The organism is Xenorhabdus sp. KK7.4 (genome assembly GCF_963876465.1).
Classification (GTDB): Bacteria; Pseudomonadota; Gammaproteobacteria; order Enterobacterales; family Enterobacteriaceae; genus Xenorhabdus; species Xenorhabdus stockiae.
Genome location: NZ_CAWNQF010000133.1, coordinates 110,353 through 133,742, shown reverse-complemented (window position 1 = coordinate 133,742; position 23,390 = coordinate 110,353). Strand labels below are relative to the sequence as shown.

General features: G+C 40.9%; 21 protein-coding genes and 1 tRNA gene. 8 read left to right on the top strand and 14 right to left on the bottom strand.

The genetic code is table 11. The features are described from left to right. Positions 1 to 34 precede the first annotated feature (34 nt). The 5 genes from AACS90_RS21495 to gloB all read right to left on the bottom strand — a co-directional run bounded on the left by AACS90_RS21495 (position 35) and on the right by gloB (position 4,042). Entirely contained in the window at positions 35 to 412 is a 378-nt protein-coding gene (locus tag AACS90_RS21495) for a RidA family protein (protein ID WP_099121450.1), read from the bottom strand. 172 nt (positions 413 to 584) lie between these two features. Continuing rightward, positions 585 to 875, bottom strand: a complete 291-nt coding sequence (locus AACS90_RS21490; RefSeq protein WP_193757167.1) for a putative quinol monooxygenase — start codon at positions 873 to 875, stop codon at positions 585 to 587. A gap of 98 nt (positions 876 to 973) precedes the next feature. Further along, complete coding sequence (locus AACS90_RS21485; RefSeq protein WP_099121448.1) at positions 974 to 1,504, bottom strand: MepB family protein; 531 nt, start codon at positions 1,502 to 1,504, stop codon at positions 974 to 976. A gap of 378 nt (positions 1,505 to 1,882) precedes the next feature. Continuing rightward, positions 1,883 to 3,214 carry a murein transglycosylase D gene (mltD, locus tag AACS90_RS21480; RefSeq protein ID WP_099121447.1) on the bottom strand — a complete coding sequence of 444 codons (1,332 nt, stop codon included), beginning with the start codon at positions 3,212 to 3,214 and terminating at the stop codon, positions 1,883 to 1,885. 72 nt (positions 3,215 to 3,286) lie between these two features. Further along, a complete protein-coding gene (gloB, locus tag AACS90_RS21475; protein WP_099121446.1) occupies positions 3,287 to 4,042 on the bottom strand; it encodes a hydroxyacylglutathione hydrolase in 756 nt (251 codons plus the stop codon). A 129-nt stretch (positions 4,043 to 4,171) separates the two neighbouring features. Between gloB and AACS90_RS21470 the strand changes: the two genes are divergently transcribed. Further along, positions 4,172 to 4,879: a methyltransferase domain-containing protein gene (locus AACS90_RS21470; RefSeq protein WP_099121445.1), complete on the top strand. Its 708-nt coding sequence runs from the start codon at positions 4,172 to 4,174 to the stop codon at positions 4,877 to 4,879. Positions 4,880 to 4,904: 25 nt separating this feature from the next. Here AACS90_RS21470 and rnhA read toward each other — a convergent pair whose 3' ends face one another. Beyond that, positions 4,905 to 5,366, bottom strand: a complete 462-nt coding sequence (gene rnhA / locus AACS90_RS21465; RefSeq protein WP_099121444.1) for a ribonuclease HI — start codon at positions 5,364 to 5,366, stop codon at positions 4,905 to 4,907. 63 nt (positions 5,367 to 5,429) lie between these two features. On the opposite strand from rnhA, the gene dnaQ reads away from it, so the two are divergent. Both dnaQ and AACS90_RS21455 read left to right on the top strand, forming a co-directional pair. Next, positions 5,430 to 6,179 (top strand): DNA polymerase III subunit epsilon, encoded by a 750-nt coding sequence (gene dnaQ, locus AACS90_RS21460; protein ID WP_099121443.1) that lies wholly within the window; start codon positions 5,430 to 5,432, stop codon positions 6,177 to 6,179. 139 nt (positions 6,180 to 6,318) lie between these two features. Beyond that, positions 6,319 to 6,395, top strand: a tRNA-Asp gene (locus tag AACS90_RS21455). 62 nt (positions 6,396 to 6,457) lie between these two features. Here AACS90_RS21455 and AACS90_RS21450 read toward each other — a convergent pair. Beyond that, a complete protein-coding gene (locus AACS90_RS21450; protein ID WP_099121442.1) occupies positions 6,458 to 7,003 on the bottom strand; it encodes a GNAT family N-acetyltransferase in 546 nt (181 codons plus the stop codon). An 88-nt stretch (positions 7,004 to 7,091) separates the two neighbouring features. Between AACS90_RS21450 and AACS90_RS21445 the strand changes: the two genes are divergently transcribed. From AACS90_RS21445 to fbaA, 5 genes are all read left to right on the top strand, one after another. Beyond that, a complete protein-coding gene (locus AACS90_RS21445; protein WP_099121441.1) occupies positions 7,092 to 7,607 on the top strand; it encodes an O-acetyl-ADP-ribose deacetylase in 516 nt (171 codons plus the stop codon). Between the two features lie 510 nt (positions 7,608 to 8,117). After that, a complete protein-coding gene (gene tkt / locus AACS90_RS21440) occupies positions 8,118 to 10,112 on the top strand; it encodes a transketolase (protein ID WP_099121440.1) in 1,995 nt (664 codons plus the stop codon). 335 nt (positions 10,113 to 10,447) lie between these two features. Continuing rightward, positions 10,448 to 11,482 carry an erythrose-4-phosphate dehydrogenase gene (gene epd / locus AACS90_RS21435; RefSeq protein WP_099121439.1) on the top strand — a complete coding sequence of 345 codons (1,035 nt, stop codon included), beginning with the start codon at positions 10,448 to 10,450 and terminating at the stop codon, positions 11,480 to 11,482. A 146-nt stretch (positions 11,483 to 11,628) separates the two neighbouring features. Beyond that, positions 11,629 to 12,795 (top strand): phosphoglycerate kinase, encoded by a 1,167-nt coding sequence (gene pgk, locus AACS90_RS21430; protein WP_099121438.1) that lies wholly within the window; start codon positions 11,629 to 11,631, stop codon positions 12,793 to 12,795. Between the two features lie 69 nt (positions 12,796 to 12,864). Continuing rightward, entirely contained in the window at positions 12,865 to 13,941 is a 1,077-nt protein-coding gene (gene fbaA / locus AACS90_RS21425) for a class II fructose-bisphosphate aldolase (protein WP_099121437.1), read from the top strand. A gap of 119 nt (positions 13,942 to 14,060) precedes the next feature. Here the strand turns inward: fbaA and dtpB are convergent, their stop codons facing one another. From dtpB to aepX, 7 genes are all read right to left on the bottom strand, one after another. Next, the gene (dtpB, locus tag AACS90_RS21420; RefSeq protein WP_099121436.1) at positions 14,061 to 15,527 is read right to left on the bottom strand and encodes a dipeptide/tripeptide permease DtpB; all 1,467 of its coding nucleotides are present in this window, start codon (positions 15,525 to 15,527) and stop codon (positions 14,061 to 14,063) included. 660 nt (positions 15,528 to 16,187) lie between these two features. Next, on the bottom strand, positions 16,188 to 16,787 hold the full coding sequence (locus AACS90_RS21415) for a LysE family translocator (RefSeq protein ID WP_153043650.1): 600 nt from the start codon (positions 16,785 to 16,787) through the stop codon (positions 16,188 to 16,190). Positions 16,788 to 17,092: 305 nt separating this feature from the next. After that, positions 17,093 to 17,674 (bottom strand): pyridoxamine 5'-phosphate oxidase, encoded by a 582-nt coding sequence (pdxH, locus tag AACS90_RS21410; protein ID WP_099121434.1) that lies wholly within the window; start codon positions 17,672 to 17,674, stop codon positions 17,093 to 17,095. 92 nt (positions 17,675 to 17,766) lie between these two features. Then, positions 17,767 to 18,831 (bottom strand): phosphoglycerate kinase, encoded by a 1,065-nt coding sequence (gene pgk, locus AACS90_RS21405; protein ID WP_099121433.1) that lies wholly within the window; start codon positions 18,829 to 18,831, stop codon positions 17,767 to 17,769. After that, positions 18,828 to 20,129 carry an aminotransferase class III-fold pyridoxal phosphate-dependent enzyme gene (locus AACS90_RS21400; RefSeq protein WP_099121432.1) on the bottom strand — a complete coding sequence of 434 codons (1,302 nt, stop codon included), beginning with the start codon at positions 20,127 to 20,129 and terminating at the stop codon, positions 18,828 to 18,830. Before AACS90_RS21400 ends, pgk (AACS90_RS21405) begins: the two co-directional genes overlap by 4 nt. 114 nt (positions 20,130 to 20,243) lie before the next feature. Continuing rightward, positions 20,244 to 22,424 (bottom strand): FAD/NAD(P)-binding protein, encoded by a 2,181-nt coding sequence (locus AACS90_RS21395; protein WP_193757166.1) that lies wholly within the window; start codon positions 22,422 to 22,424, stop codon positions 20,244 to 20,246. Between the two features lie 95 nt (positions 22,425 to 22,519). Beyond that, on the bottom strand, positions 22,520 to 23,371 hold the full coding sequence (gene aepX / locus AACS90_RS21390) for a phosphoenolpyruvate mutase (protein WP_099121430.1): 852 nt from the start codon (positions 23,369 to 23,371) through the stop codon (positions 22,520 to 22,522). Positions 23,372 to 23,390 lie beyond the last annotated feature (19 nt).

The window sequence follows — 23,390 nt, the reverse complement described above, 5'->3', positions numbered from 1 at the left end:
ACCGATTATCTATTTACTGCCTGCTTAATATGAATCAGTCTCTGACAGCAACAACTGATTCAATTTCTATCTGCAAATCCTGATGAATAAGATTTGATATTTCTACCAGAGAACACGCGGGTAAATTCCCTTCAAAGAAGTTAAATAATAAAGGACGGATAAGCGGAAGCTGGTTGATATCCTTGATGAAGATCGTAAATTTGATGAGATCAGATTTGTGACATTTCTCTTGTTCAAGAATGGATGTTATTTGTTGGAGAATAGTAAGAGTCTGTGATTCAACACCATGCTGTTGCGACTCTGTACCCAGTGCGGTCAGCCCTGAAATATACAGCAAGCCTTGATGTTTTACCGCATGCACATAAGGGCCTTTCACTTGTGGGAGGCTGGAATAATTTATTCGAGTAACCATGAGAGACTCCTTATATAATATTAGCAGTGTAGAGTATTTGAATGTATACACTTCGTCTTTCAAGTTGCCTCTTTGTTGGCTGCGCTCGCTCACCCCAGTCACATAGTTATCTATGCTCCCGGGGATTCTCTCTCTTGCTGCCGCGATGCATCTTGAAATCCATTGTGTATAGTTAAATCGTATCGGTAGTAAAAACCTGAATAACTTCTGTTAAGTCGAGTGATAAATAATACTTAGTATGGTCATATTCAAAATGTTTTTTTAACGCTTCAGGGCTAGTGAATTTCTCCCACATGATAAATGTGTTTGGGTTTTCGTTTGATTGGTGAATGAAGAATATTTCACACCCCGGTTCTAATAGTGTTTTTTCTTGTAAGATTTTTAACTCTCTGATAACGACATTAAGATCTGTATTTTCTTTAGCTCTAATTTCTGCTGTAACAAAATAACCATTTTTATACATGTATGACATCCTTATTTGGGGAAGGATACTGGTATACCTAAGTTTAATTGTTATTTCAAATGATTTTTACATTTCAATAATATACCTATGTTACTTTTTTAGTTGGATAATATATTCTTTAATTTCTCAATTGCAGCTAATTGGTTATCTAAGTTGATAAAATAAGATGACTGCCATTTTTGGGTTTGAATTGCCTGTTTAGAATTGGGAAAATCCCAGGAAGGATATACTCGAATAGCTCTTTTCCCTTCTTTCGGTGCAGAAGAAAATACACCTTTCCTGATCAGAACGTCTGAATCAAACAGAAAAATACCTTTTTTATCTTCTGTGAAAGTGGCTATCAGGCAAAAATTAATATTATCTCGGGCATCTAATGGCATTATTTCTGCGTTAGGGGAAGGCCTTTTCCATAATGTAACAAATTGCCCTATTTTATGTGAAGTGATTTTAGCCTGACGAAAAAGGATTAATTTTCCATTCAGCATGAATCGCATTGCTTCATAATCACGGCTTTCATTTTCTTTGCTGGGCGGGGTATTCAGGCGGAAACCAGCAGGGAGCAATAATTGGCTGTATATTTCCTGAAAGCTATCTGGAACATTATTTTTATCGAAATCAGATGATGACAAGATAGTATTCCTTTATTGGTTTTGAGGTTATACACTTCGTCTTTCAAGTTGCCTCTTTGTTGGCTACGCTCACTCACCCCAGTCACCGTTTTTATAAACATACGGTCATCTATGCTCCCGGGGATGCGTTCCCTTGCCGCCGCGACGCATCTTGAAATCCATTGTGTATAGCTGAGTATACTTCAAAAAAGAATCGCTCCCAGTCTTTCGATCAGGGAGCGATATCTATACCCTTCGTCTTTCAAGCTGCCTCTTTGTTGGCTGTGCTCGCTCACCCCAGTCACATAGTTATCTATGCTCCTGGGGGTTTACTCCCTTGCCGCCGTGATGCAACTCGAAATCCATTGGGTATATCGGATGTATATGTTGGAAATAAAATCAGTTCAGATACAGCGTCAGCGCCAGACCCGGTTTCATATCTTTGAGCTTGATGCCCTTATTCCAGTTCATCAGATCATTAAGATTTACACCATGCCGTTTAGCAATGCTGGTAAAAGAATCCCCTTTGCGAACCTGATATTTAATCGGTTCACTGATATTCACCTTCAGAACCTGCCCGATTTTGAGCCTGTCAGCGGTCTTCAGACCGTTCAATTTCTGTAGTTGATAGTGAGATGTCTTAAATCGCTTTGCAATCGCAGATAAGGTATCACCTGAACGAACGGTGTAATGGCTTTGTTGATGTAACTGACGAAGATTTTTCGCAACGGCCAGCCTAATCTCTTTCAAAACACTCTTATCTGCCAGTGAGTGTTTAAACTGACCAGCATTCTCCTTTGGCAACATAATGTAATGCGGCCCATGAGGAGAGGTCATGCCCTGCTTATAGCCGGGGTTATAAGCTTTCATGGAAGTCAGGGAAAGCCCCGACAACTCAGCAGCCTGTGATAGCGTGATTTGCTGCCCTACCTCAACTTTGGCAAGTGCCTGCTGAATATTGGGTTTCGGTAATGTAAAGCCATATTTTTCGTTTTGACGAATGACATTACTGAGTGCCAGTATCTTAGGAACATAATGCATCGTTTCACGTGGCAAATCTAATGACCAAAAATCTGTTGGTTTTCCCTTAGACTGATTTTCTCTGATTGCCCGTGCAACGCGGCCTTCACCACTGTTATAAGCAGCTATAGCCAGTAACCAATCCCCGTTAAAACGTACATTCAAACGCTCAAGCATATTCAGGGCAGCAGTTGTGGATGCCGCAACATCACGACGTGCATCGTACCATTTATCCTGCGTCAGACCATAATGCCGGCCTGTACTGGGGATAATCTGCCATAAGCCAACCGCGTTGGCGTAAGATGTCGCATGAGGATTAAAAGCACTCTCCACTATGGGAAGCAAGGCCACTTCCATAGGTATATTTCGCTGATCAATTTGCTCAACGATCCAATACATATATGGTTCCGAGCGTAACGCCACATTTTGGAGATAACTCTTGTGTTTCAGGTAATAATTCTGCTGTTCACGCACCCTGTTATTATCAGGAATTTCCATCTTCAACTCATCACGGATATGTCCCCACAAATCTTGTTGAGCTGTCGGACTCTCCTTCCAGTTTGCAGTTTCCTCTGGTACTGCAATACCGTTTGTTTTCTGATTCGTCGAAGACATCTTCTGTGTATGCTGCTGGGAAGGGGACTTTGGTTGTAGCCCCGACTGACACCCGGCAAGCAAGACAGATGCGAATAGGATCGCTTTTGTCTTCATATTCTGCTTTGATGTTTGCCTAAAAGGTGAGCAATCATACTGACCTATTACGCAGAAGACAACCCGAAAAAGTCAAAATCGATCTTTATAGGCCCTTAATTGCTGAAAAACAGAAGAAAGTGGTATTGAATTAGGTTTAATACCGATATTTTTTTGTAAATCAATATCGTGACAATTTAGAAAAACGTTAATTTTTTTCTCTATTTTCAATGTGGTAGGGACGGTTGCCTGTTCTTTTTCACGTAACTCGATAATTTTCTTATGATAATCGTTAATAGCCTGATTTTCAGGTAATACAGCCAGCGCAAATTTCATATTCGCGGCAGTATATTCATGGGCGCAACAGATCAACGTTTCATCAGGCAGCGAGGCAATTTTCTCAAGGGAAGAAAACATCTGTTCAGCGGTACCTTCGAAGAGCCTGCCACAACCCGCCGAAAACAAGGTATCCCCACAAAATAGATAAGGGGCCTGATAGAAAGCAATATGTCCAAGGGTATGACCCGGTAGGGCAAGAACCTGAAAAGAAAAATTACCTGTCACAATAAGATCATTTTCATGAACAACGTGAGTTGCCCCTTTACTTTGAGTCTCTTCCGGGCCATATACAGGTAATGTTGGATATTGCTGAAGTAGCGCAGCAACACCGCCAACGTGATCGTGGTGATGGTGTGTCAACAGGATAGCAATGGGAATAAGTTGGTTAGCTGCTAAAGTATCCATAACAGGTTGTGATTCAGCGGGATCGATAATGACACAATGCTTGTTCTCGTCACAAAGTAACCAAATGTAGTTATCTGAAAGGGCTGGGAGCCTGATAAGCTTCATGATATGCCTCGTTTAGCAATCGATTTTATTCTTAATGGGTTTCAGGATGCATCGTGGAGGCAAGTGAGCTCCACCAACAAAGAGGCAACTTGAAAGACGGAGAGTATAGTAGGTTGGAAGGAAGATGACATGCAATCAGCACGTGCAATCAAACAAATAACCCTGCCTGCTTCCTGGGCTGAATTACCATGGGGTGAGTATTACCGTGTCGCTTTGGAACATCAATTGGAACCGTGGTGGCCGAAAATTTTTGGTTTTCATTTAGTGAAAATCGGTAATTTAAGTGTAGAAATTGACAGCCGCTCGTGCTTAATCAGCCATCAGGTTAATGTGGGACTGAAAGGTGAAAGCATGAATGTGATTGCCGATCCTCACTATCTCCCTTTTGAGGCTAAGTCCGTCGATGCCTGTTTACTGGCGCATATGCTGACTTATAGTGTTGATCCTCACTGGCTGCTCAGAGAAGTGGATAGGATCATGATTGATGATGGCTGGCTCATTATCTCTGGCTTTAACCCGATCAGTCTGCTGGGTTTGAGAAAACCTGTATGCCGCAAGCGGTTTTATCGAGCCCAAATGTTTTCCAGACTGCGCCAGTTGGATTGGCTTCGCCTGCTGAACTATGAAGTTCTTCATCATGCTAACTTCCATGTTTTACCGTGGAAGAGTGCCAATAATGCGCATGAACCTTCATCATCAATATTTGGCTGCCTGAATGTGATTATTGCCCGCAAGCGGACAATACCTCTGACTCTTAATCCCATGCGGGCAAGATTGTTGAAACCGAAATTCAGTAATGCACTGGGAGTAGTGAAAAATTCTCATCAGCGCGATTAGCTTTTGAAAGACGAAGTGCGTGGCTTTATTCAATATAGCCACTGTCGGTTTGGGTCGGGGAGTTAGCCGCTGCACGGGCGAGTTCATCACACAATTCGTTTTCACGATGACCGGTATGCCCCTTGACCCAATGCCATTCGATTTCGTGAGGAGAAATGGCTTTATCCAGACGTTGCCACAGATCAACATTGATCACCGGGGATTTATCAGCTTTTTTCCAGCCCCGTTTTTTCCAGTTATGTATCCACTGGGTAATTCCCTGACGAACATATTGGCTGTCAGTGGTAAGAATGATTGAGCATGGCTCTTTAAGGGCTTCCAGCGCAGCGATAGCGGCCATTAGCTCCATCCGGTTATTGGTTGTACGGAAATAACCTTTATTTAAGGTTTTTTCCTTTTGTTTATAACGAAGTAAAACACCATATCCGCCGGGACCCGGATTACCGAGGCAGGAACCATCGGTGAAAATTTCTACCTGTTTATTCATATTTGGTAGACTCTTCCTATATCATCTTTATTCAAAACTCTAAGTCTGACACAAAAAAACACTATGAGCACTGCAATTACCCGTCAAATCGTCCTTGATACTGAAACAACCGGTATGAATAAACTGGGAGTTCACTACGAGGGGCATAACATCATTGAAGTCGGCGCGGTGGAAGTGATTAACCGTCGTCTGACAGGGCGTCATTTTCACATTTATATTAAGCCAGATCGTCTGGTTGATCCGGAAGCATTTGAAGTACATGGCATTAGCGATGAATTTTTGCAGGATAAACCTGTATTTGCTGATATAGCCGATGAATTTATTGAATTTATCCGTGGCGCTGAGTTGATCATCCATAACGCAACGTTTGATATCGGTTTTATGGATTATGAATTCAGCAAACTTAATCGAGGGATTCCGCCAACTGCTGAATTTTGTACAATTACCGATAGCCTGACGATGGCAAGGAAGCTTTTCCCCGGTAAGCGTAATAACCTCGATGCGCTGTGTGATCGTTACCATATTGATAACGCCAAACGAACTCTCCACGGGGCATTACTCGATGCCGAGATTTTGGCTGATGTCTATCTGGCAATGACTGGTGGTCAGACATCGCTGGCTTTTTCGATGGAAGGGGAAGCATCCAATAATGCACAGGTTGCGGAAATTCAAAGAATTACCCGCCCACAGGCAGGGCTGAAAATAATTTACGCCTCTGATGAGGAATTGCTTCAACATGAATCACGTTTAGATTTAGTGGAGAAGAAAGGGGGAAGTTGTCTGTGGAGAACGAAACCTGAACAATTACACTGACGCGAACAGTGCTAAATGACAATAAATTTACCATTAAGGTGAAAAACTACGCAAGCAAGCTGTTTTATTACAAAAATCGATTGACGTATTGAACCGGGGCTCGTATTATCCACCCCGTTCTCAACCAGAACACCATAGCGGTGCGGTAGTTCAGTTGGTTAGAATACCGGCCTGTCACGCCGGGGGTCGCGGGTTCGAGTCCCGTCCGCACCGCCAGAATTTATAAGCCCTGAGTTTTAAACTCGGGGCTTTTTCATTTTTCTAATAGCCAAAAAATCTCAAATCATTTTATAGAAATAGGTTGTTCCTGAGAGTTCGCCATTCGAACTAATGGAATAATTTGGTATTTGTCCGACTTCAACAAAGCCACATTTTCGGTAAAGAGCAGAGGCGGGATCATTTGTGCGGGTATCCAGTACCAACAAACTACGTTGATGCTGCTTTGCCACACGTTCCAGTTCCTCCATTAACATATTGCCAATCCTACGTCGGCGGTAGGCTGTATGTACCATGAGTTTTTCTACATCAGCTCGATGTTTCCCATTATTTTTTCTGCAAAGGCTAAGTTGTACCGAGCCCGCGATTTTGTCACCTTCCATTGCCACTAATAGCAAGCGATGGCCAGATACAACATCTGTTTCGACATCTTGCCAATATTGCGCCGCTTCATTCACTCCCAATGGTGAAATAAATCCGATAGATGCACCATTTTCGACACAGTTATGCAGTAATTTAATGAGTTCATGACATTTAGTATTGATGGAGTTTAATAGCGTGATGTTCGGAACTGATATTGAATTCAACGTAGGGGTGCTTTTTGTCATTTATTATTAAGTCCAGAATGAGTAACGATTAAACACTATATAAGTAACTCTATTCTGCACATAAGAAAATGTAAGAAGGAATCACAAAATGAATAATAGAATTAAAATAATACATGGTGATATTACCAAAATTGCTGTTGAAGCTATTGTCAACGCGGCGAATAGCTCTTTGCTAGGTGGTGGAGGCGTTGATGGTGCTATTCATCGGGCTGGTGGAAAGGCCATTCTGGAAGAGTGCATGCAAATTAGGGCAAAACAGGGTGGCTGTGATATTGGCGAAGCGGTTATCACCGGAGCCGGGAATTTACCGGCGAAGTATGTGATCCATACAGTTGGCCCTTGCTGGAACGGAGGGAGCGGTAATGAACCTGAATTATTGAGAAAGGCCTATGTAAGCTGCTTTGATCTTATTAAGCAATACAATATTGAGACAGTTTCCTTCCCTAATATCAGCACAGGTATTTACCGTTTTCCAAAAAAACTGGCCGCGGAAATTGCTTTGGAGGTGATTCACTCCCGTCTGTTTGACAATCAAAATATCTTACAGGTGAATCTTATCTGTTTTGATGATGAAAACTATGACATTTATCGTTCTTTAAATTAGACAGTTACCTGCATCAAATTGTTATTTGGATCACAAAGTATTTTTAGTCAGAGGAAATTAACATAGCTGGCTTGCTATCATGCTCCAAGTCAGCAGAAAAACAGGCTTTTCCGATCTTGATTCGTTCATTAATTATCGTGTCTAATACATGGTTTCTTATTGCGCAAATCACGAGATGAAATCACTCTGAATTTGCGCAAACTAACCTCCGGTTATACTCAATGGATTTCAAGATGCGTCGCGGCGGCAAGGGAGTAAATCCCCGGGAGCATAGATAACTATGTGGCTGGGGTGAATGAGCGTAGCCAACAAAGAGGCAACTTGAAAGACGAAGTGTATAGGTGTATTCACTTGAAAATACGTCAAAACGGCGGGATAAATCAAAGAATTGATGCTAAACGGAAATTAAGATAGTTTTCGTTTATATGGCATTAATGATTGCGGTTTGTATGCTGCGCTGCGAAAATTAGTTCTAGTTCACTAACGCTTTTATCCGACTTGGAGTAAAGAATGACCACTCGTAAAACCCTTGCTAATGCTATCCGCTTCTTGAGCATGGATGCTGTGCAGAAAGCAAAATCAGGGCATCCTGGTGCACCGATGGGAATGGCTGACATTGCTGAAGTTCTGTGGCGCGACTATCTGAACCATAATCCTGTCAATCCTCACTGGGCCGATCGTGACCGTTTTGTATTGTCCAACGGTCACGGTTCTATGCTGATTTACAGCTTGTTGCACCTGACTGGTTACGATGTTTCCATCGACGATCTGAAAAATTTCCGTCAACTGCATTCCAAAACCCCGGGTCACCCTGAATATGGCTATACAGCGGGTGTAGAAACAACAACAGGTCCTCTGGGGCAGGGTATTGCCAATGCAGTTGGTTTCGCAATCGCAGAACGCACACTGGCAGCGCAGTTTAACCGTCCGGGCCACGATATCGTCGATCACCATACTTATGTATTCATGGGCGACGGTTGTATGATGGAAGGTATTTCCCATGAAGTTTGCTCTTTGGCGGGTACGCTGAAACTGGGCAAGCTGATTGCTTTCTATGATGACAACGGTATCTCTATTGATGGCGAAGTTGAAGGCTGGTTCACTGATGATACCGCTGCCCGCTTTGAAGCATATGGCTGGCATGTTATCCGTGGTGTAGATGGCCATGACTCTGACGCAATTACAGCAGCAATCGAAGAAGCACGTAAAGAAACAGGCAAACCATCTCTGTTGATGTGCAAAACTGTCATTGGTTTTGGTTCGCCAAACAAAGCTGGTAAAGAAGAGTGTCACGGTGCGCCGCTGGGAGATGCTGAAATCGAAGCAACCCGCAAAGCACTGGGCTGGGAATACTCTGCTTTTGAAATTCCTCAGGATATTTACGCTGGCTGGAATGCGAAAGAAGCCGGTAAAGCAAAAGAAAGTGCATGGGATGCAAAATTTGCAGCTTATGCTGAAGCACATCCTGAACTGGCAGCAGAATTCAGCCGTCGTACCAGCGGTGAACTGCCAGAAAACTGGGAAGCAGAATCCAAGGCATTTATTGAAAACCTGCAACAGAATCCAGCTTCTATTGCCAGCCGTAAAGCGTCACAAAATGCTCTGGAAGCATTTGGTAAGGTTCTGCCTGAATTCATGGGTGGTTCTGCTGACCTGGCACCAAGTAACCTGACTATGTGGTCTGGCTCCAAGCCTCTGAACGAAGTTCAGGACGGTAACTACATTCATTACGGTGTTCGTGAATTCGGTATGTCTGCCATCATGAACGGTATCGCCCTGCATGGTGGTTTTGTGCCTTATGGCGCGACATTCCTGATGTTTGTTGAGTATGCCCGTAACGCAGTACGTATGGCTGCGCTGATGAAAATCCGTAGCATCTTTGTATATACCCATGACTCTATCGGTCTGGGTGAAGATGGCCCGACCCATCAGCCTGTTGAGCAGATTGCCAGCCTGCGTGTTACACCAAATATGAGCACATGGCGTCCATGTGATCAGGTGGAATCTGCGGTTGCATGGAAATATGCGATTGAGCGTAAGGATGGCCCGACTTCTTTGATCTTCTCCCGCCAGAATCTGGCACAGCAGGAACGTACCGCTGAGCAGCTGGCAAACATTGAGAAAGGTGCTTACATTCTGAAAGATTGCGCAGGTCAGCCTGAATTGATCCTGATCGCGACTGGCTCTGAAGTTGAACTGGCAGTGAAAGCCGCTGATCAACTGAGTGCCGAAGGCCGTAAAATCCGCGTTGTTTCCATGCCATCTACTGATGCATTTGACAAACAGGATGCAGCATATCGTGAAGCTGTACTTCCTGCCGCTGTTTCTGCACGTGTTGCGGTTGAAGCAGGCATTGCTGATTACTGGTTCAAATATGTTGGTATCAACGGTGCTATCGTCGGTATGAACAGCTTTGGTGAATCAGCACCGGCTGACGCACTGTTCAAAGAATTTGGCTTTACGGTTGAAAATGTCGTTGCGAAAGCGGCAGCCCTGCTGAAATAACAATATATCTTCAATGGATTTCGGGTTGCTTCTAGGCGAAGCCTACAAAGAGGCAACTTGAAAGATGAAGGGAATTAAGCGCATCTGCATCAAACTTTGAGCCGATGCGCTCTTTTTTTGTTCAAAATACTTTTATTATGCTATTAACGATCCTTGCTATTAACCCTTTTTTCTCGTAGTCTTCCTTTATAATTAGCTGAACCGTTTCAGTTATCGCATGCAAAATGTCTTGTCTGTCACAATCTGATTAATTTTATGATGAATCATCCGTACAATTTGCACCTGCTCAGTTATCCTAAGCCGTTGCGTGACAACAGAGAAATTCAGGGAGTAACATGACAATCAGGGTAGCGATTAACGGGTTTGGGAGAATAGGCCGCAGTATCCTGCGTGCGCTCTACGAATCCGGGCGTCGGGCTGAAATTGAAGTTATCGCCATCAATGAGCTGGCTGATGCAGAAGGTATCGCTCACTTATTGAAATATGATTCCAGCCATGGGCGTTTTGCATGGGATGTGCGCCTGAACAAGATAGGTTTGAATAATACAGTCTTGCATGTGGGAGATGACAGTATCCGGCTGTTTCATCAACCCGATATTTCCGATTTACCGTGGAAAGAACTGGGTATTGATATCGTACTCGATTGTACCGGTAAGTATGGTGAACGCGTTGATGGGGAAGCCCATCTTGCCAGTGGCGCTAAAAAAGTACTGTTTGCCCATCCGGGAGGAAACGATCTGGATGCGACTGTGGTATACGGTGTGAATCATGAACTGTTGTCTGCGGAAGATTGCATCGTTTCTAATGCATCCTGTACGACAAATTGCATTATCCCGATTATTAAAGTGTTGGATGATGCGTTCAATATTGAATCAGGAACAGTGACAACAATCCACGCATCCATGAATGATCAACCCGTGATTGATGCCTATCACAGTGACCTGCGTCGAACCCGGGCAGCCAGCCAGTCGATTATACCGGTCGATACCAAACTGGCCGCGGGGATCACTCGTATCTTCCCCAAATTCAGTAACCGGTTTGAAGCTATTTCTGTACGGGTTCCTACCATCAATGTCACAGCGATTGATTTGAGTGTTACAGTCAGCGCTGCCGTTAATGTCAGTGAGGTAAACCAACTACTGCAAAAATCAGCAGTGAGTTCGTTTCGTGGTATAGTGGATTTCACCGATTTGCCGTTGGTCTCAACGGATTTTAACCACGACCCTCACAGCGCCATCGTGGATGGCACACAAACAAGAGTGAGCGGAAACCACCTGATTAAAACACTTGTTTGGTGTGATAATGAGTGGGGCTTTGCCAATCGTATGCTTGACACAACACTGGCAATGGCTTCTAAAGGTTTCAAATAAACGGGTTTCAAATAAATCGTCTGTTGTATCGATAATATTGTGTCGGATTTTGTGAGATCAGATGTTATTAAATTAAATATGATTGAACAAACGGCATACAGCAGGGGATTGAGTAATTTTATAGAGAATCAATGAGAGGATTCACCATGTCTGTAATTAAGATGACTGATTTAGATCTGGCGGGTAAACGAGTTCTGATCCGGGCTGATCTGAATGTGCCTGTAAAAGATGGCAAAGTTACCTCAGATGCACGTATTCGTGCGTCTTTGCCGACGATCGAGGCTGCGCTGAGTCAGGGAGCCAAAGTCATGGTTACTTCTCACCTGGGACGCCCGACTGAGGGAGAGTACAACGAAGAGTTTTCACTACAACCTGTCGTTGATTACCTGAAAGCAGCACTTTCTTCTCCTGTCCGCCTGGAAAAAAATTATCTGAATGGCGTTGAAGTGGCGGAAGGCGAATTAGTTGTTCTGGAGAACGTTCGCTTTAACAAAGGTGAGAAAAAAGACGACGAAACATTATCAAAACAGTATGCCGCATTGTGTGATGTTTATGTCATGGATGCCTTTGGTACAGCCCATCGTGCTCAGGCTTCAACTCACGGCGTTGCTAAATTTGCGCCAATTGCCTGTGCAGGTCCATTGTTATCCGGTGAACTGGAAGCTTTGGGGAAAGCATTACATAACCCTGCTCGCCCAATGGTCGCGATTGTGGGTGGCTCTAAAGTTTCTACTAAACTGACTGTTCTTGATTCACTGTCCAAAATTGCTGATCAGCTTATCGTTGGTGGTGGAATTGCCAATACTTTTGTTGCTGCTGAAGGCCACAATGTTGGTCGCTCCCTGTACGAAGATGATTTGATCCCGGAAGCGAAAAAACTGCTGGAATGCTGTGATATTCCGGTACCTACGGATGTTCGTGTTGCGACAGAGTTTTCTGAAACAGCTGAAGCTACATTGAAATCAACCAGTGAAATTAAAGATGAAGAGCAGATCCTCGATTTGGGTGATGCTTCTGCTGAACGTCTGGCTGAAATTCTGCAAGGTGCAAAAACCATTCTCTGGAATGGTCCGGTTGGTGTATTTGAATTCCCGAATTTCCGCAAAGGAACCGAAATTATTGCCCGTGCGATTGCAGAGAGTGATGCTTTCTCAATTGCAGGTGGCGGTGATACTTTAGCGGCAATCGATCTTTTTGAGATTGCTGACAAAATCTCTTACATCTCTACAGGTGGTGGTGCTTTCCTTGAGTTTGTTGAAGGCAAAAAACTACCCGCCGTTGTGATGCTGGAAGAACGTGCTAACAGTAACTAAGTTGAGTAACTCGTTGTGATAGCAGGCAGTATTTACTGCCTGCTCAATGTCAATACAGGACCACGTAACATGTCTAAAATTTTTGATTTCGTAAAACCGGGTGTCATCACTGGTGATGATGTTCAAAAAGTCTTTGCCATCGCAAAAGAACATAATTTTGCTTTACCGGCAGTTAACTGTGTCGGTACTGATTCTATCAATGCTGTATTAGAAACAGCGGCAAAAGTACGTGCTCCGGTAATTATCCAGTTTTCCAATGGTGGTGCAGCATTTGTAGCAGGTAAAGGCCTGAAATTGGAAGGTCAGCAGGCAGCAATTCTGGGCGCAATTTCTGGTGCTTATCATGTGCATCAAATGGCAGAGCATTATGGTGTGCCGGTGATCCTGCATACTGACCACTGCGCACGCAAATTACTGCCGTGGATTGATGGTCTGTTAGACGCGGGTGAGAAACACTATGCTCAGACAGGCAAGCCTCTGTTCTCTTCCCATATGATTGATCTGTCAGAAGAATCTCTGGAAGAAAATATCGAGATTTGCAGCCAGTATCTGGCGCGTATGGCGAAAATTGACATGACGCTGGAAATCGAATTGGGTTGTACTGGTGGTGAAGAAGATGGTGTTGATAACAGCCATCTGGATAGCTCCTCTTTGTACACTCAGCCAGAAGATGTAGCTTATGCGTATGAAAAACTGAACGCGATTAGCCCACGTTTTACCATTGCGGCATCTTTCGGTAACGTTCATGGTGTATACAAACCAGGTAACGTTAAACTGACTCCAAAAATTCTGCGTAATTCTCAGGACTATGTTTCAGAGAAATTCAACCTGCCACACAATAGTCTGGATTTTGTTTTCCACGGTGGTTCTGGCTCTACTGCAGAAGAGATTCAGGAAGCTGTCAGCTACGGCGTAGTTAAAATGAATATTGACACCGATACCCAATGGGCGACCTGGGAAGGTATTCTGAACTACTACAAGAAGAATGAAGGTTATCTGCAAGGTCAATTGGGTAACCCAGAAGGCGCGGATAAACCAAATAAGAAATTCTATGATCCACGTGTGTGGTTGCGTGCTGGTCAGGTTTCAATGGAAGTTCGTCTGGAACAGGCTTTCAAAGAACTGAATGCGGTTGATGTGCTGTAATTTCCATACTGATTGGCATGGATTAAAGTCGCTTTAGTCGATTAACGTTTCTTAGTTCCCGCCCGTTATTTTCATGATTAACGGGCGGGAATTTTTTTAATGAAACCGAATTAAATCAGTTAGGCTCTTGCGCCATCTTTCATAATACGGTTCAGCCATGGCACCATGAAAGCCATAACCACGGCAACAATGAGAGTGGCAATACCTATTTTACCGAATACGCCCGTATATATCGGCAGCGTTTGCAGAGGGTCGGTAACACCTTCCGGTGCCGCAGTAAAGGTTGCTATATAGCTTCCCAATACTGATGCAGCAGCCTGAGATAAGAACCACATACCCAGAATAAACCCTGTCAGATAGCTGGGAACAAACGCAGCAACCATTGCCAGCCCTAATGCACTGATCATCAATTCCCCGATACTTTGGAACAGATAAACCAGTACGATAAACCACGGCGAAGTCATGCCATGTTCATCGGCGAACAGGCCGGAAGCTGCTGCTGTCAGAAAGCCAAGAGAACACAGGAACATACCAATGGTAAACTTCGTTGGCATAGAAAAATCTTTGCCTTTTGCTCCCAGACGGGTGTAAAGCACAGCCAGAATCGGGCTGGCGACGATGATCCAGAATGGGTTCAGAGCCTGAAAGCTGATAGGGTTAATATTAAAACCGAAGATTTGGGTATTAACATTGTTGATGGCAAAGAAGTTGAGGGAAGTTGGCATTTGGTTGTACAGCATAAAGAACACAATAGCCTGAATCATCAGGATAAATGCCACAAACATCTTATTGCGGCCGACTTTATCCTGTTTGAATGCCTGCCAGAAGAAAATCACCACAACGATAGCTGAAATTGCCATAAGAACGAGATTAGCAATATCAATATTGTGCAATAGCCACGCACAGACCCCTACCATCACTGCTGAGCCGAGTAAAACTAAAAATAGGGTTATGTAGTTAAGAGGGGCATGGTCTGGCTCAGAGCCGATGTCATGTACCATACGGCGACAGGCGATGTAAACCAACAGAGCGATAATCAGACCGATACCACAGATATTATAGGTAACAGCATAGCCATATTTTTCAGCAATAACGGGAGCGAGAGAAAGAGAAACCAGAGAGCCAAGATTGATGGACATATAGAATAGTGTAAAAGCACCATCTAAACGTGGGTCTTGTGGCTGGTAGCACTTAGCCAGCAGGCTTGCGGGGTTAGCTTTGAACAGACCATTACCAACCGCGACAGTTCCCAAAGCATAAAAAATCAGTTCTGGTTCCATAATGGAAAGGCCAATCAGAAAGTAGCCTATTGCCAGTATAATAGCACCCAGAATGATGGTTCGTTTTGTTCCCAGCAAGTGGTCTCCTACATAACCACCGATGGAAATCAAACCATAAACCAGCGCAGTAAATGCACCAAAGGTAATAAATGCCTGTGTTTCTGAAAAACCAAGCTGTTTAACGAAGTAAACAGCGAGAATGCCTTGAACGCCGTAGTAGCCAAATCTTTCCCATAATTCTACAAAAAAAATCATGAAAAAGGGCTTCGGTTGATCCCATAAACCGACTGGAGCGGTTTTATTCATAGTAATTGCCTCTGTTAGTTGTCATACCAATGGACAATACATCCAGAGTTTATACTGTTGTTAACATAAAAGTAACATAATGTATTGCACGGGTTGTGTTTTTGTTTAATTATTCAGAGTGATCGAAAGCGCGGGAGGTTAATATACTGGCATAATATCTTCTCAGTGGTTGATCACACTAATGCAAAAATTAATACCAGATTTGACAGAATATTCACTAAATTAATAGGAGAAATCACCTATTAATGGTTTAAGTGTTCGTAAATAAAGCGATTTGATGTTTGTTTGCTCTTTATTCTCCATGCTTATTGATAAAGTAACTACTTAAAAAGGTGTATGCAGAAAGTTTTGAACACTAATATCAATATATTAAGTTTATGTTATGTATTTGGTTTTTTTGTTTGTTTCTGCATGAGATAGAGCTACATAAAACTACACGTTTTATATAATTTATCATATTTATTAAATAATAAATCAGTTTGTGGGATAGTTTATCATTGCTGGTTCAGTCAGAAAAACAGCTATGCCCAATAGATTTTGAGTTGCTTCATAGAAGGAAGTAGCTAAACCGGGAACGGATGCCCCAGTTAAAGGAAGGGGATTGAACAGCCAACAAAGAGGCCATTTTATCGGTAACAGTGATATAAAATGGAAACGATACTATAGAATATACGGAGAAAGAGTAAAATATAATAAACAAGCTCCACCTACTGTATTAACAAACCGGCTGACGGTGCTGAAGTTTATTTTTCTTGCAGCGAATATGACAATATAACCAAATGATAATAACCAGATTGTTATAATAATAATATGGATAGAAGCAAGAATGATAAAATTTAATACACTAATATAGTCAGATGTTAAAAAACCAGGTACTACAGTAAGGTAGAGTAGGATCGCTTTTATATTCAGAATGTTGGCGATATAGGCATCTTTTATTGTTGCAACCTTCGTCCCTTTTTCTGTCATTTTTTTACCGGAATAAATTCCGTTTTTTATTAATATGCAAGAGAGATAGATTAGATAAATTGTTCCTATGATTTTTATGGCATGCATAATAAGTGGATATTTTGTCACTATACCGGTAATACCTAGGCCAACCAGTAATGCATGCGTGTAAATACCTAAAGCTGTCCCGACTATGATGGAAAGCAAACCTTTTATTCCACTGTTAATAGCATTTGCCATACCGAGGGTAAAACTTGCTCCGGGGGATAAGGCGATAGGTAATATCGTAAGAATGAAGCCTGAAATATTCAAAATTCCACCCGTATATCATTTACATAGCTAAGATATTTTTTAGCATATTTAGAGATTTATGTATAGATTTTTGTCAGTGATATCCTAAACTAGGAAAATTAAATGTTAGTTTTGATGAGTGATTAATAAACTAACATTTAAAATTTATTACTGCGAATTAATAATCTCCAGCTTTAATTGTTCATCATAATTTACTTATTAAGTATTTTTGATAACTGTTCTAAATTCACTCTAGCATTATCCGTTCATATAAAATGCAGACAGTGATTATCACTGGTCAGCTACAATTATTGTAGCTGATTTTTTTAAGGTTGTAGTAATTGCTTCTGCCAGCCTTTATTTTGAAGTAAGTAAAACTCGCGTAAATGTAATCGATTTTCTTTGAATGTTAAGAACTCAATCGAATTAGGTTGTACCGAGAATCCTCCCCAGTTTTTAGGTTTTGAAATAGAGTTATTACCAATCACTTCTATTGTTTCCGCAATTTGTTTATGTAACTCCTGTTCTGAAAGGAGCAATTGGCTTTGTCGACAGCCTATGGTAGTTATTTGAGCTTCTCTGGAACGGGAATGCCAATATTTTTCTGTTTCTGATTCTGATAGTTTGAGAGCAAAGCCTGTGACCCTAACCTGATAACCAACTCCTTCCCACCAAAATGTCAGGGAAATTTTTGGATTGCGTTGCAACTCTTGCCCTTTCTTTGAGTCTAGGTAAGTGCAGAAAATAAAACCTTTATCGTTTACTGCTTTTAGATCAACAAAGCGCCCGGAAGGGAAACCTTTATCATCAAGGGTCGATACACAAACAGCATTGGGATGTTTCAAATTCAAATTATTTTTGACTTCATCCCACCAAGCCTTGAATTTTAATATTGGGTCTTCAGACATGGTTACCTCAAATATTTTTCAGAATTGTAAAATCTGCTGATTGTATACATTTTAATAGATTAAATGAAAAATTTCCGGGTGAATTTTATTCATTATGGAAACGGGTATCCTGTAGAAAAAAACTTCAGCGATGCGCCACCCCCTGATGAGGTGTTAGAGAATGTATCTATTTCAGTTAGTGTATCACCTCCCATAAATAACCCTTCTATCCCCGCTTCACGAAGCAATTGGTAACATTCTTTTGCATAGTTGCTACTGGCAACACAGAGTGGGCCTGCGGCAAAGAAAGAGTAATGATTGGGCGATGAAAAAACATAATTTAAAGAATTTTTTTTAAAAATAAAATCTATAATTTTCTCTTGTGGCTTGATCTCAGTGAGGTCTCGGATATTTTTTTTTCCCACTATATCTTCGACAATCACTTTTTGAGGGATATATATTTTAGATAATAAATCAGAAGAAATATGAATATTAAAATAATCTGAGTTTCCAATATTTATGCCTATTGCCTTTAATACGCTATTAAGAACAAGACCACCAATAATGATTTGGTGTACATTTTCAATTTTTTCATGTGAAAATAGAAAGTGAATTTTTTCTATTTTATTACCTCCTAAAATTAATATGGTTTTCTTGAGAGAGAAGAGATTTTCTTGCCATCGCTGTAAGCCATACAATTCTTTATTGACACCTGCTGAATAGCGCCATGGTAAGAAATTTTTGATGGCAGAATTTGATGCATTTTCACGGTGTAATTTACAAAAACCACCAATGATAAGTTCATTACCTAATCGGGATAATTGTTTTGCAAAATTGATATCATTATTTTGCTCTTCTGCATGTAACCGGGTATTACTGAATAGTACAATATCTCCCTCCTGCATTTGATGTGCACGTTCTACAGCTTTTTTACCAATGGAGTGCTCAAAATATTCAACTTTTTGTTTTAGTCGATGTGAAAGGATTTCAGCAATATAAGGTGTCTGTCTGGCACTATTTTTTTTGAAATCACCTTGATGATTAAGGATCGCAATAGCCCTATTATTCTTCAACAAAGGTAATAAAGAATTCACCTCTTCCTCAATACGAGGATGACACGTGACCCCTTCATCAATATTTATCCCTGCACTGTATAAAATTACATTTCTATTATTCATAAGTTATCTCTGAATACTTTTCTGATTCTGGATACCAGTTCGTGTAATTCATTTTGGGTAATAATTAATGGAGGAGTAAGCAGTAATGTGAGTGAATCTTTAGTTTTTCCGGAAGAGCGGCAGGCATAGAGGTTAATACCGTGTTTGTGCCCTGTTGGTATGAATTTTGTACTCATGCTTTGGTGGAGGGTTGTTTCAATCGCCCATAGTAACCCTTGTCCTCGGATGTCAACTATACAGGGGATATCGGATAGCATTTCTTTCAGTAATAATCCGAAATATTTTCCCTTTTTTTTGATGGTATTAAGGCCAATTTCATGTGTCAGTACATCTAAAACTGAGAGAGCGATCCCGGTTGAGAGTGGATTGCCTGAATAGGTATGACCAATAAAATGTGGTGGTGATTGAGGTGCTAATACTTTTCCGATTTCTTCTGAAACTAATAATCCGGAAATAGGGGTAAAACCAGCACCAAGGCCTTTCCCAATTATTGTAATATCTGATTCAACATCCCATGTTTTCATATTGAACCATTCACCAGTACGTCCGAGGCCAGTTACAATTTCATCGGCTATCAGGAGAATATTTCTTTCCCGAAGGCCATCTTTTAGTGTTTGCATATATTTTTGATGTGGAACCAGAGCACCGCCGGATGATGCTGTGATTGGTTCAATGAAAACACATGCAATACGCTCAGGTCCGAATTTATCAATGGTGTTTAGTGATTCAGTAACACACTCAAGCTGGCAGCTTTCAGGTGATTTATTCAAGGGGCACTGAAAACAATAACAGGGCGTTAATTTGACAGTACTTGTTGCAGGATCAAGAGGATTGCCTAATAAGTTATTCCTGCGAGCTCGGTCATCCCCATAACTGAGGGACTGGATTGTGTTCCCATGGTTGGTTATTTCTCTTCCCAGAGCATAGACTTTTCCTTCTTGTCCTTGATAGCGAAAATAATCCAGTGCAATACGATATGCTGCTTCTGAGGCTTCTGAACCACCATTGAGAAAAAATGCATACTGTTTATTATCATCTGATAGTTGAACCAGACGTACAGCCAGAGCTTCAGGCTCATTACTGCGAAAATGAAAGCGATATGCAAAATGTAGACGTTCAGCCTGATTTTTTATTGATTCAATTATTGTCGGATGGCAGTGTCCTAAATTTACGGTCATTGGGCCGGATGAAGAATCAATATATCCTTTTCCGTTTTCATCAAATAACCATATTCCTTTGCCTGAAATAACTTTAGGCAATTCTGGAGCATAGTCTTTAAATGGGTACATGTAGCTCATAAATACACCTCAGTATTCAATGTTCATTGCTCTGTTTTGGCAATGTAATGTTTAAAGCTGTAGCCCGGTCTATAAGGGCTCAGCTAGTTAAGATCACATCTATTTTTCGAATTCTTAGGTTGAATGTTGTATTTCTTGTTTATCAGGTCGGGTGTTTGTATCAGATGTATTGGTATGCTTATCTAGTTCTCGTTTTACTGCACCTATACAGGCCAGTACATCATTGGCTACATGATGGTTTACATTTGGGCGAATGGAACCATTTTGAAAGAACATGATCCCTTCTGAGGGCTGGCCGATACAGAACATCAGTTCTTTTTCTCCATGATGGTTAATAAACTGAAATTCACGTGTGATATTGAAACTAGTTATGGGATTTTCAACACCATCCTGATCTTTATGGATCCAACGAGATGTTATTCCTTCATTAAGCAGGTTAGAAAATAGCGGATTTTTGGCTTTTTTGGCATCGAAATGATGTAATTTAGCATCGATCATGGCGTCAAGAGTGGTAAAACTTCCTGGATCGCTCAGGCTATGGAGGTAAACGATATTATTATCGATTTGGATGTTTGATTTTGCATAAGTAACATCAACAATGTCAGCTTCAATAAGGGCTTCTATCTTTTCCATTAGCTCAATGCAGTTGCCGTTAGCAGCACGGTTATGTACAGCATAAAAATCTTTCAGCATCCTGTAATAAGAAGTTGGTGTAATTCCTCCAAAATCAACTGCATAAACCACAATTTGGCGTAAATCCCTAAAAACATCATCGCAGGCACCCTTATATGGATTATCCAGATTACCCTGCTCTGACTGTAGACGATCTAACTCCAAGAATTTAAGTAGTCTTTCTCTGTATGGTGTATCTGAAGCAAAATCCATATGTGTAATGGGATCGACAATGAAATCCCAATTGAACAGGTGTTTTTCAGGTTCAGGGCTATGGCCCCAGGGACTGCTTATTGAGGCGAGTTGTTGAACAACTTGAGCAATATTACCGCTTTCTGCAATATGTTGACCATAAACCACATGAACAAACCGTTTAACTACGGATTCTATAGGAATATGTTGAATAAAGGTGGTGACTTGATTGTTAAGATAGCACCTGATTTTGAAAATAGTTTCTCTGGCTAAGATATCGACGGTTTTAGTTAAAAACTCAATAGCTGTTTCTTTTTGCATGTTGTGTTGATTATGCCCGGAGCTGAAAGTACTCACTAATGGCCGGGTCTGTTCGATCATGAGTTCTAATACTTCCTGACCGAATAGAATGCGGTAATAACACAACTTAAGTTCCAATAGAATGACAGGAAAAATATGGCGATCAAAATCCAGTTGTTGTGAATGGTTAACAGGGGAACTATCTAGATGAGAAGGTGCACCTAATTGTTCACGCAGCTTGTCCACAAATGGGCGGGTATAAAAATAGCCACTGTGTTCATATTTTTTTAAATCAACTTCTTTGAAGTTATGGGGACGGCTATAAGTAAAGTACCCAGAACGACTCAATGCAAAGATTTTTTCTGGTTCTTCCCCGGATGGCTGATATATCAGTTTGTTATTTTCCCTGAGAAATACTCCTCCTTTATTCTCAGTATAATAAAGCATGACATCGATGGCAGTAAGTCCCATGCCTATAATGCCGATTCTTTTTTTCTGCCAATCTGGAATATCAAATAAAGGATAAGCAAAATTATAATACTCTGTATATTTTCGCAATTTTTCTGATAATACAAAGTTATTTTCTGCTTCCTGATGCCCGGTCGCGAGGATCACAAATGTAAAGCGGTCATCATCTAACCCGTTTTGTGTCGTGATTTTATATTTGTTATCAGATTCTTTTTTGATTCCATTTACTTCATCTTTTATTAGCCTTATATCTGCACCAGCAGATAATAGTTCATTAACTAAGGCATTAAAGATTTCTTTTAATGATTCTCCATATAATTCACGAGTAGGAAATTCATCGGCATTTTTGTTATATCTTTCATCTCGTGTAAGAGAATATTTTCTTTTACACCATTCAATAAAAGTAGTCCTTGTTGATTTGGGATGAAACTCACTAATATTATTTGAGTTATCTGGAGCATAGGCAAGTTGGCCAACGATACGATTAAGCATACTGGTTTTAGGTTGGTGAGGGGAGTGGGCCCAACCGGAACCAAAATCTCCATATTTATCGAATAATGTTATACTTAATTTTTGTTCTGGTTTTTCATTTAATATACTTAATATTCCATTGAGTAGATACATGCCATTAGGGCCACCGCCGATTATTGCAATGCTAGTCATTTCGTTCTCCATATTTTAGACATACATAGGGGTATATCCATAATTAAAAAGGATATATAGAATACTTAATCTTAAAATGTATGTTTTTTAAATTTTTACGAGTTATATAGTTTATTTAATTTTTTCATATTTCTTTCATTGGTCAAATTAAATAATTCGTCTAATGTTGAAATATTATGTTCCACATTAATGAGAGACTTATCATTGTAAATTGTTTCGGCTGTTTTTTTCATGCTATAAATAGAGCTTCTGATAAGATGGTTGGCCCAGATTAAATTGTTAATTCCATGATCAACGAATTCTGAATATTTTGTGTTGTAATATTTTGTTGGGACGGCAAAGAGTGGTAGCTTTTCTTTCCAGTGCTGAGAAAACTCAAATACTTCGATTGCTGTATTCTGTTTCGAATGAATAAGAATAGCATCAGCACCAGCCTGTTTATAGGCCTCTGCTCTGTCTAATGCTTCTGCCATTGTTTTACCAGAAATTAATGCTTCTACTCTGGCTATTAATGTGAAATTATCCCCACCGGTATCCTTAGCTGCTTTAATTTTGTTACAAAATTCTTCAACAGAAGCAAGTTCTTGATTTTCTCCGATAAAAGAGTTTATTTTTGGGAAAAGTTTATCCTCAATGCACATTGCATTGATAGAGATATTCTTCAGTTTTTTTACAAAACGAATGACATTCAGGTAATTACCAAATCCTGAGTCACCGTCAACTAATATTGGAATTTCGATATTATCCGACATTTGTTCAAGTATATTGATTACTTGTGTCCATGAAGCTTCATTGCGATCCGAAAGTCCCATTGAAGCACTGATGGAAAGTCCTGATGCCCAAATAGCCTCAAAACCAACTTGCTCAACAATTCTTGCACTTAGACCATTATGTGCTTCCATAAATTGGGTTTGTTTTTTATTTTTTAATCTTTCTTGAATAGACATTATTACGACTCCTGAATTA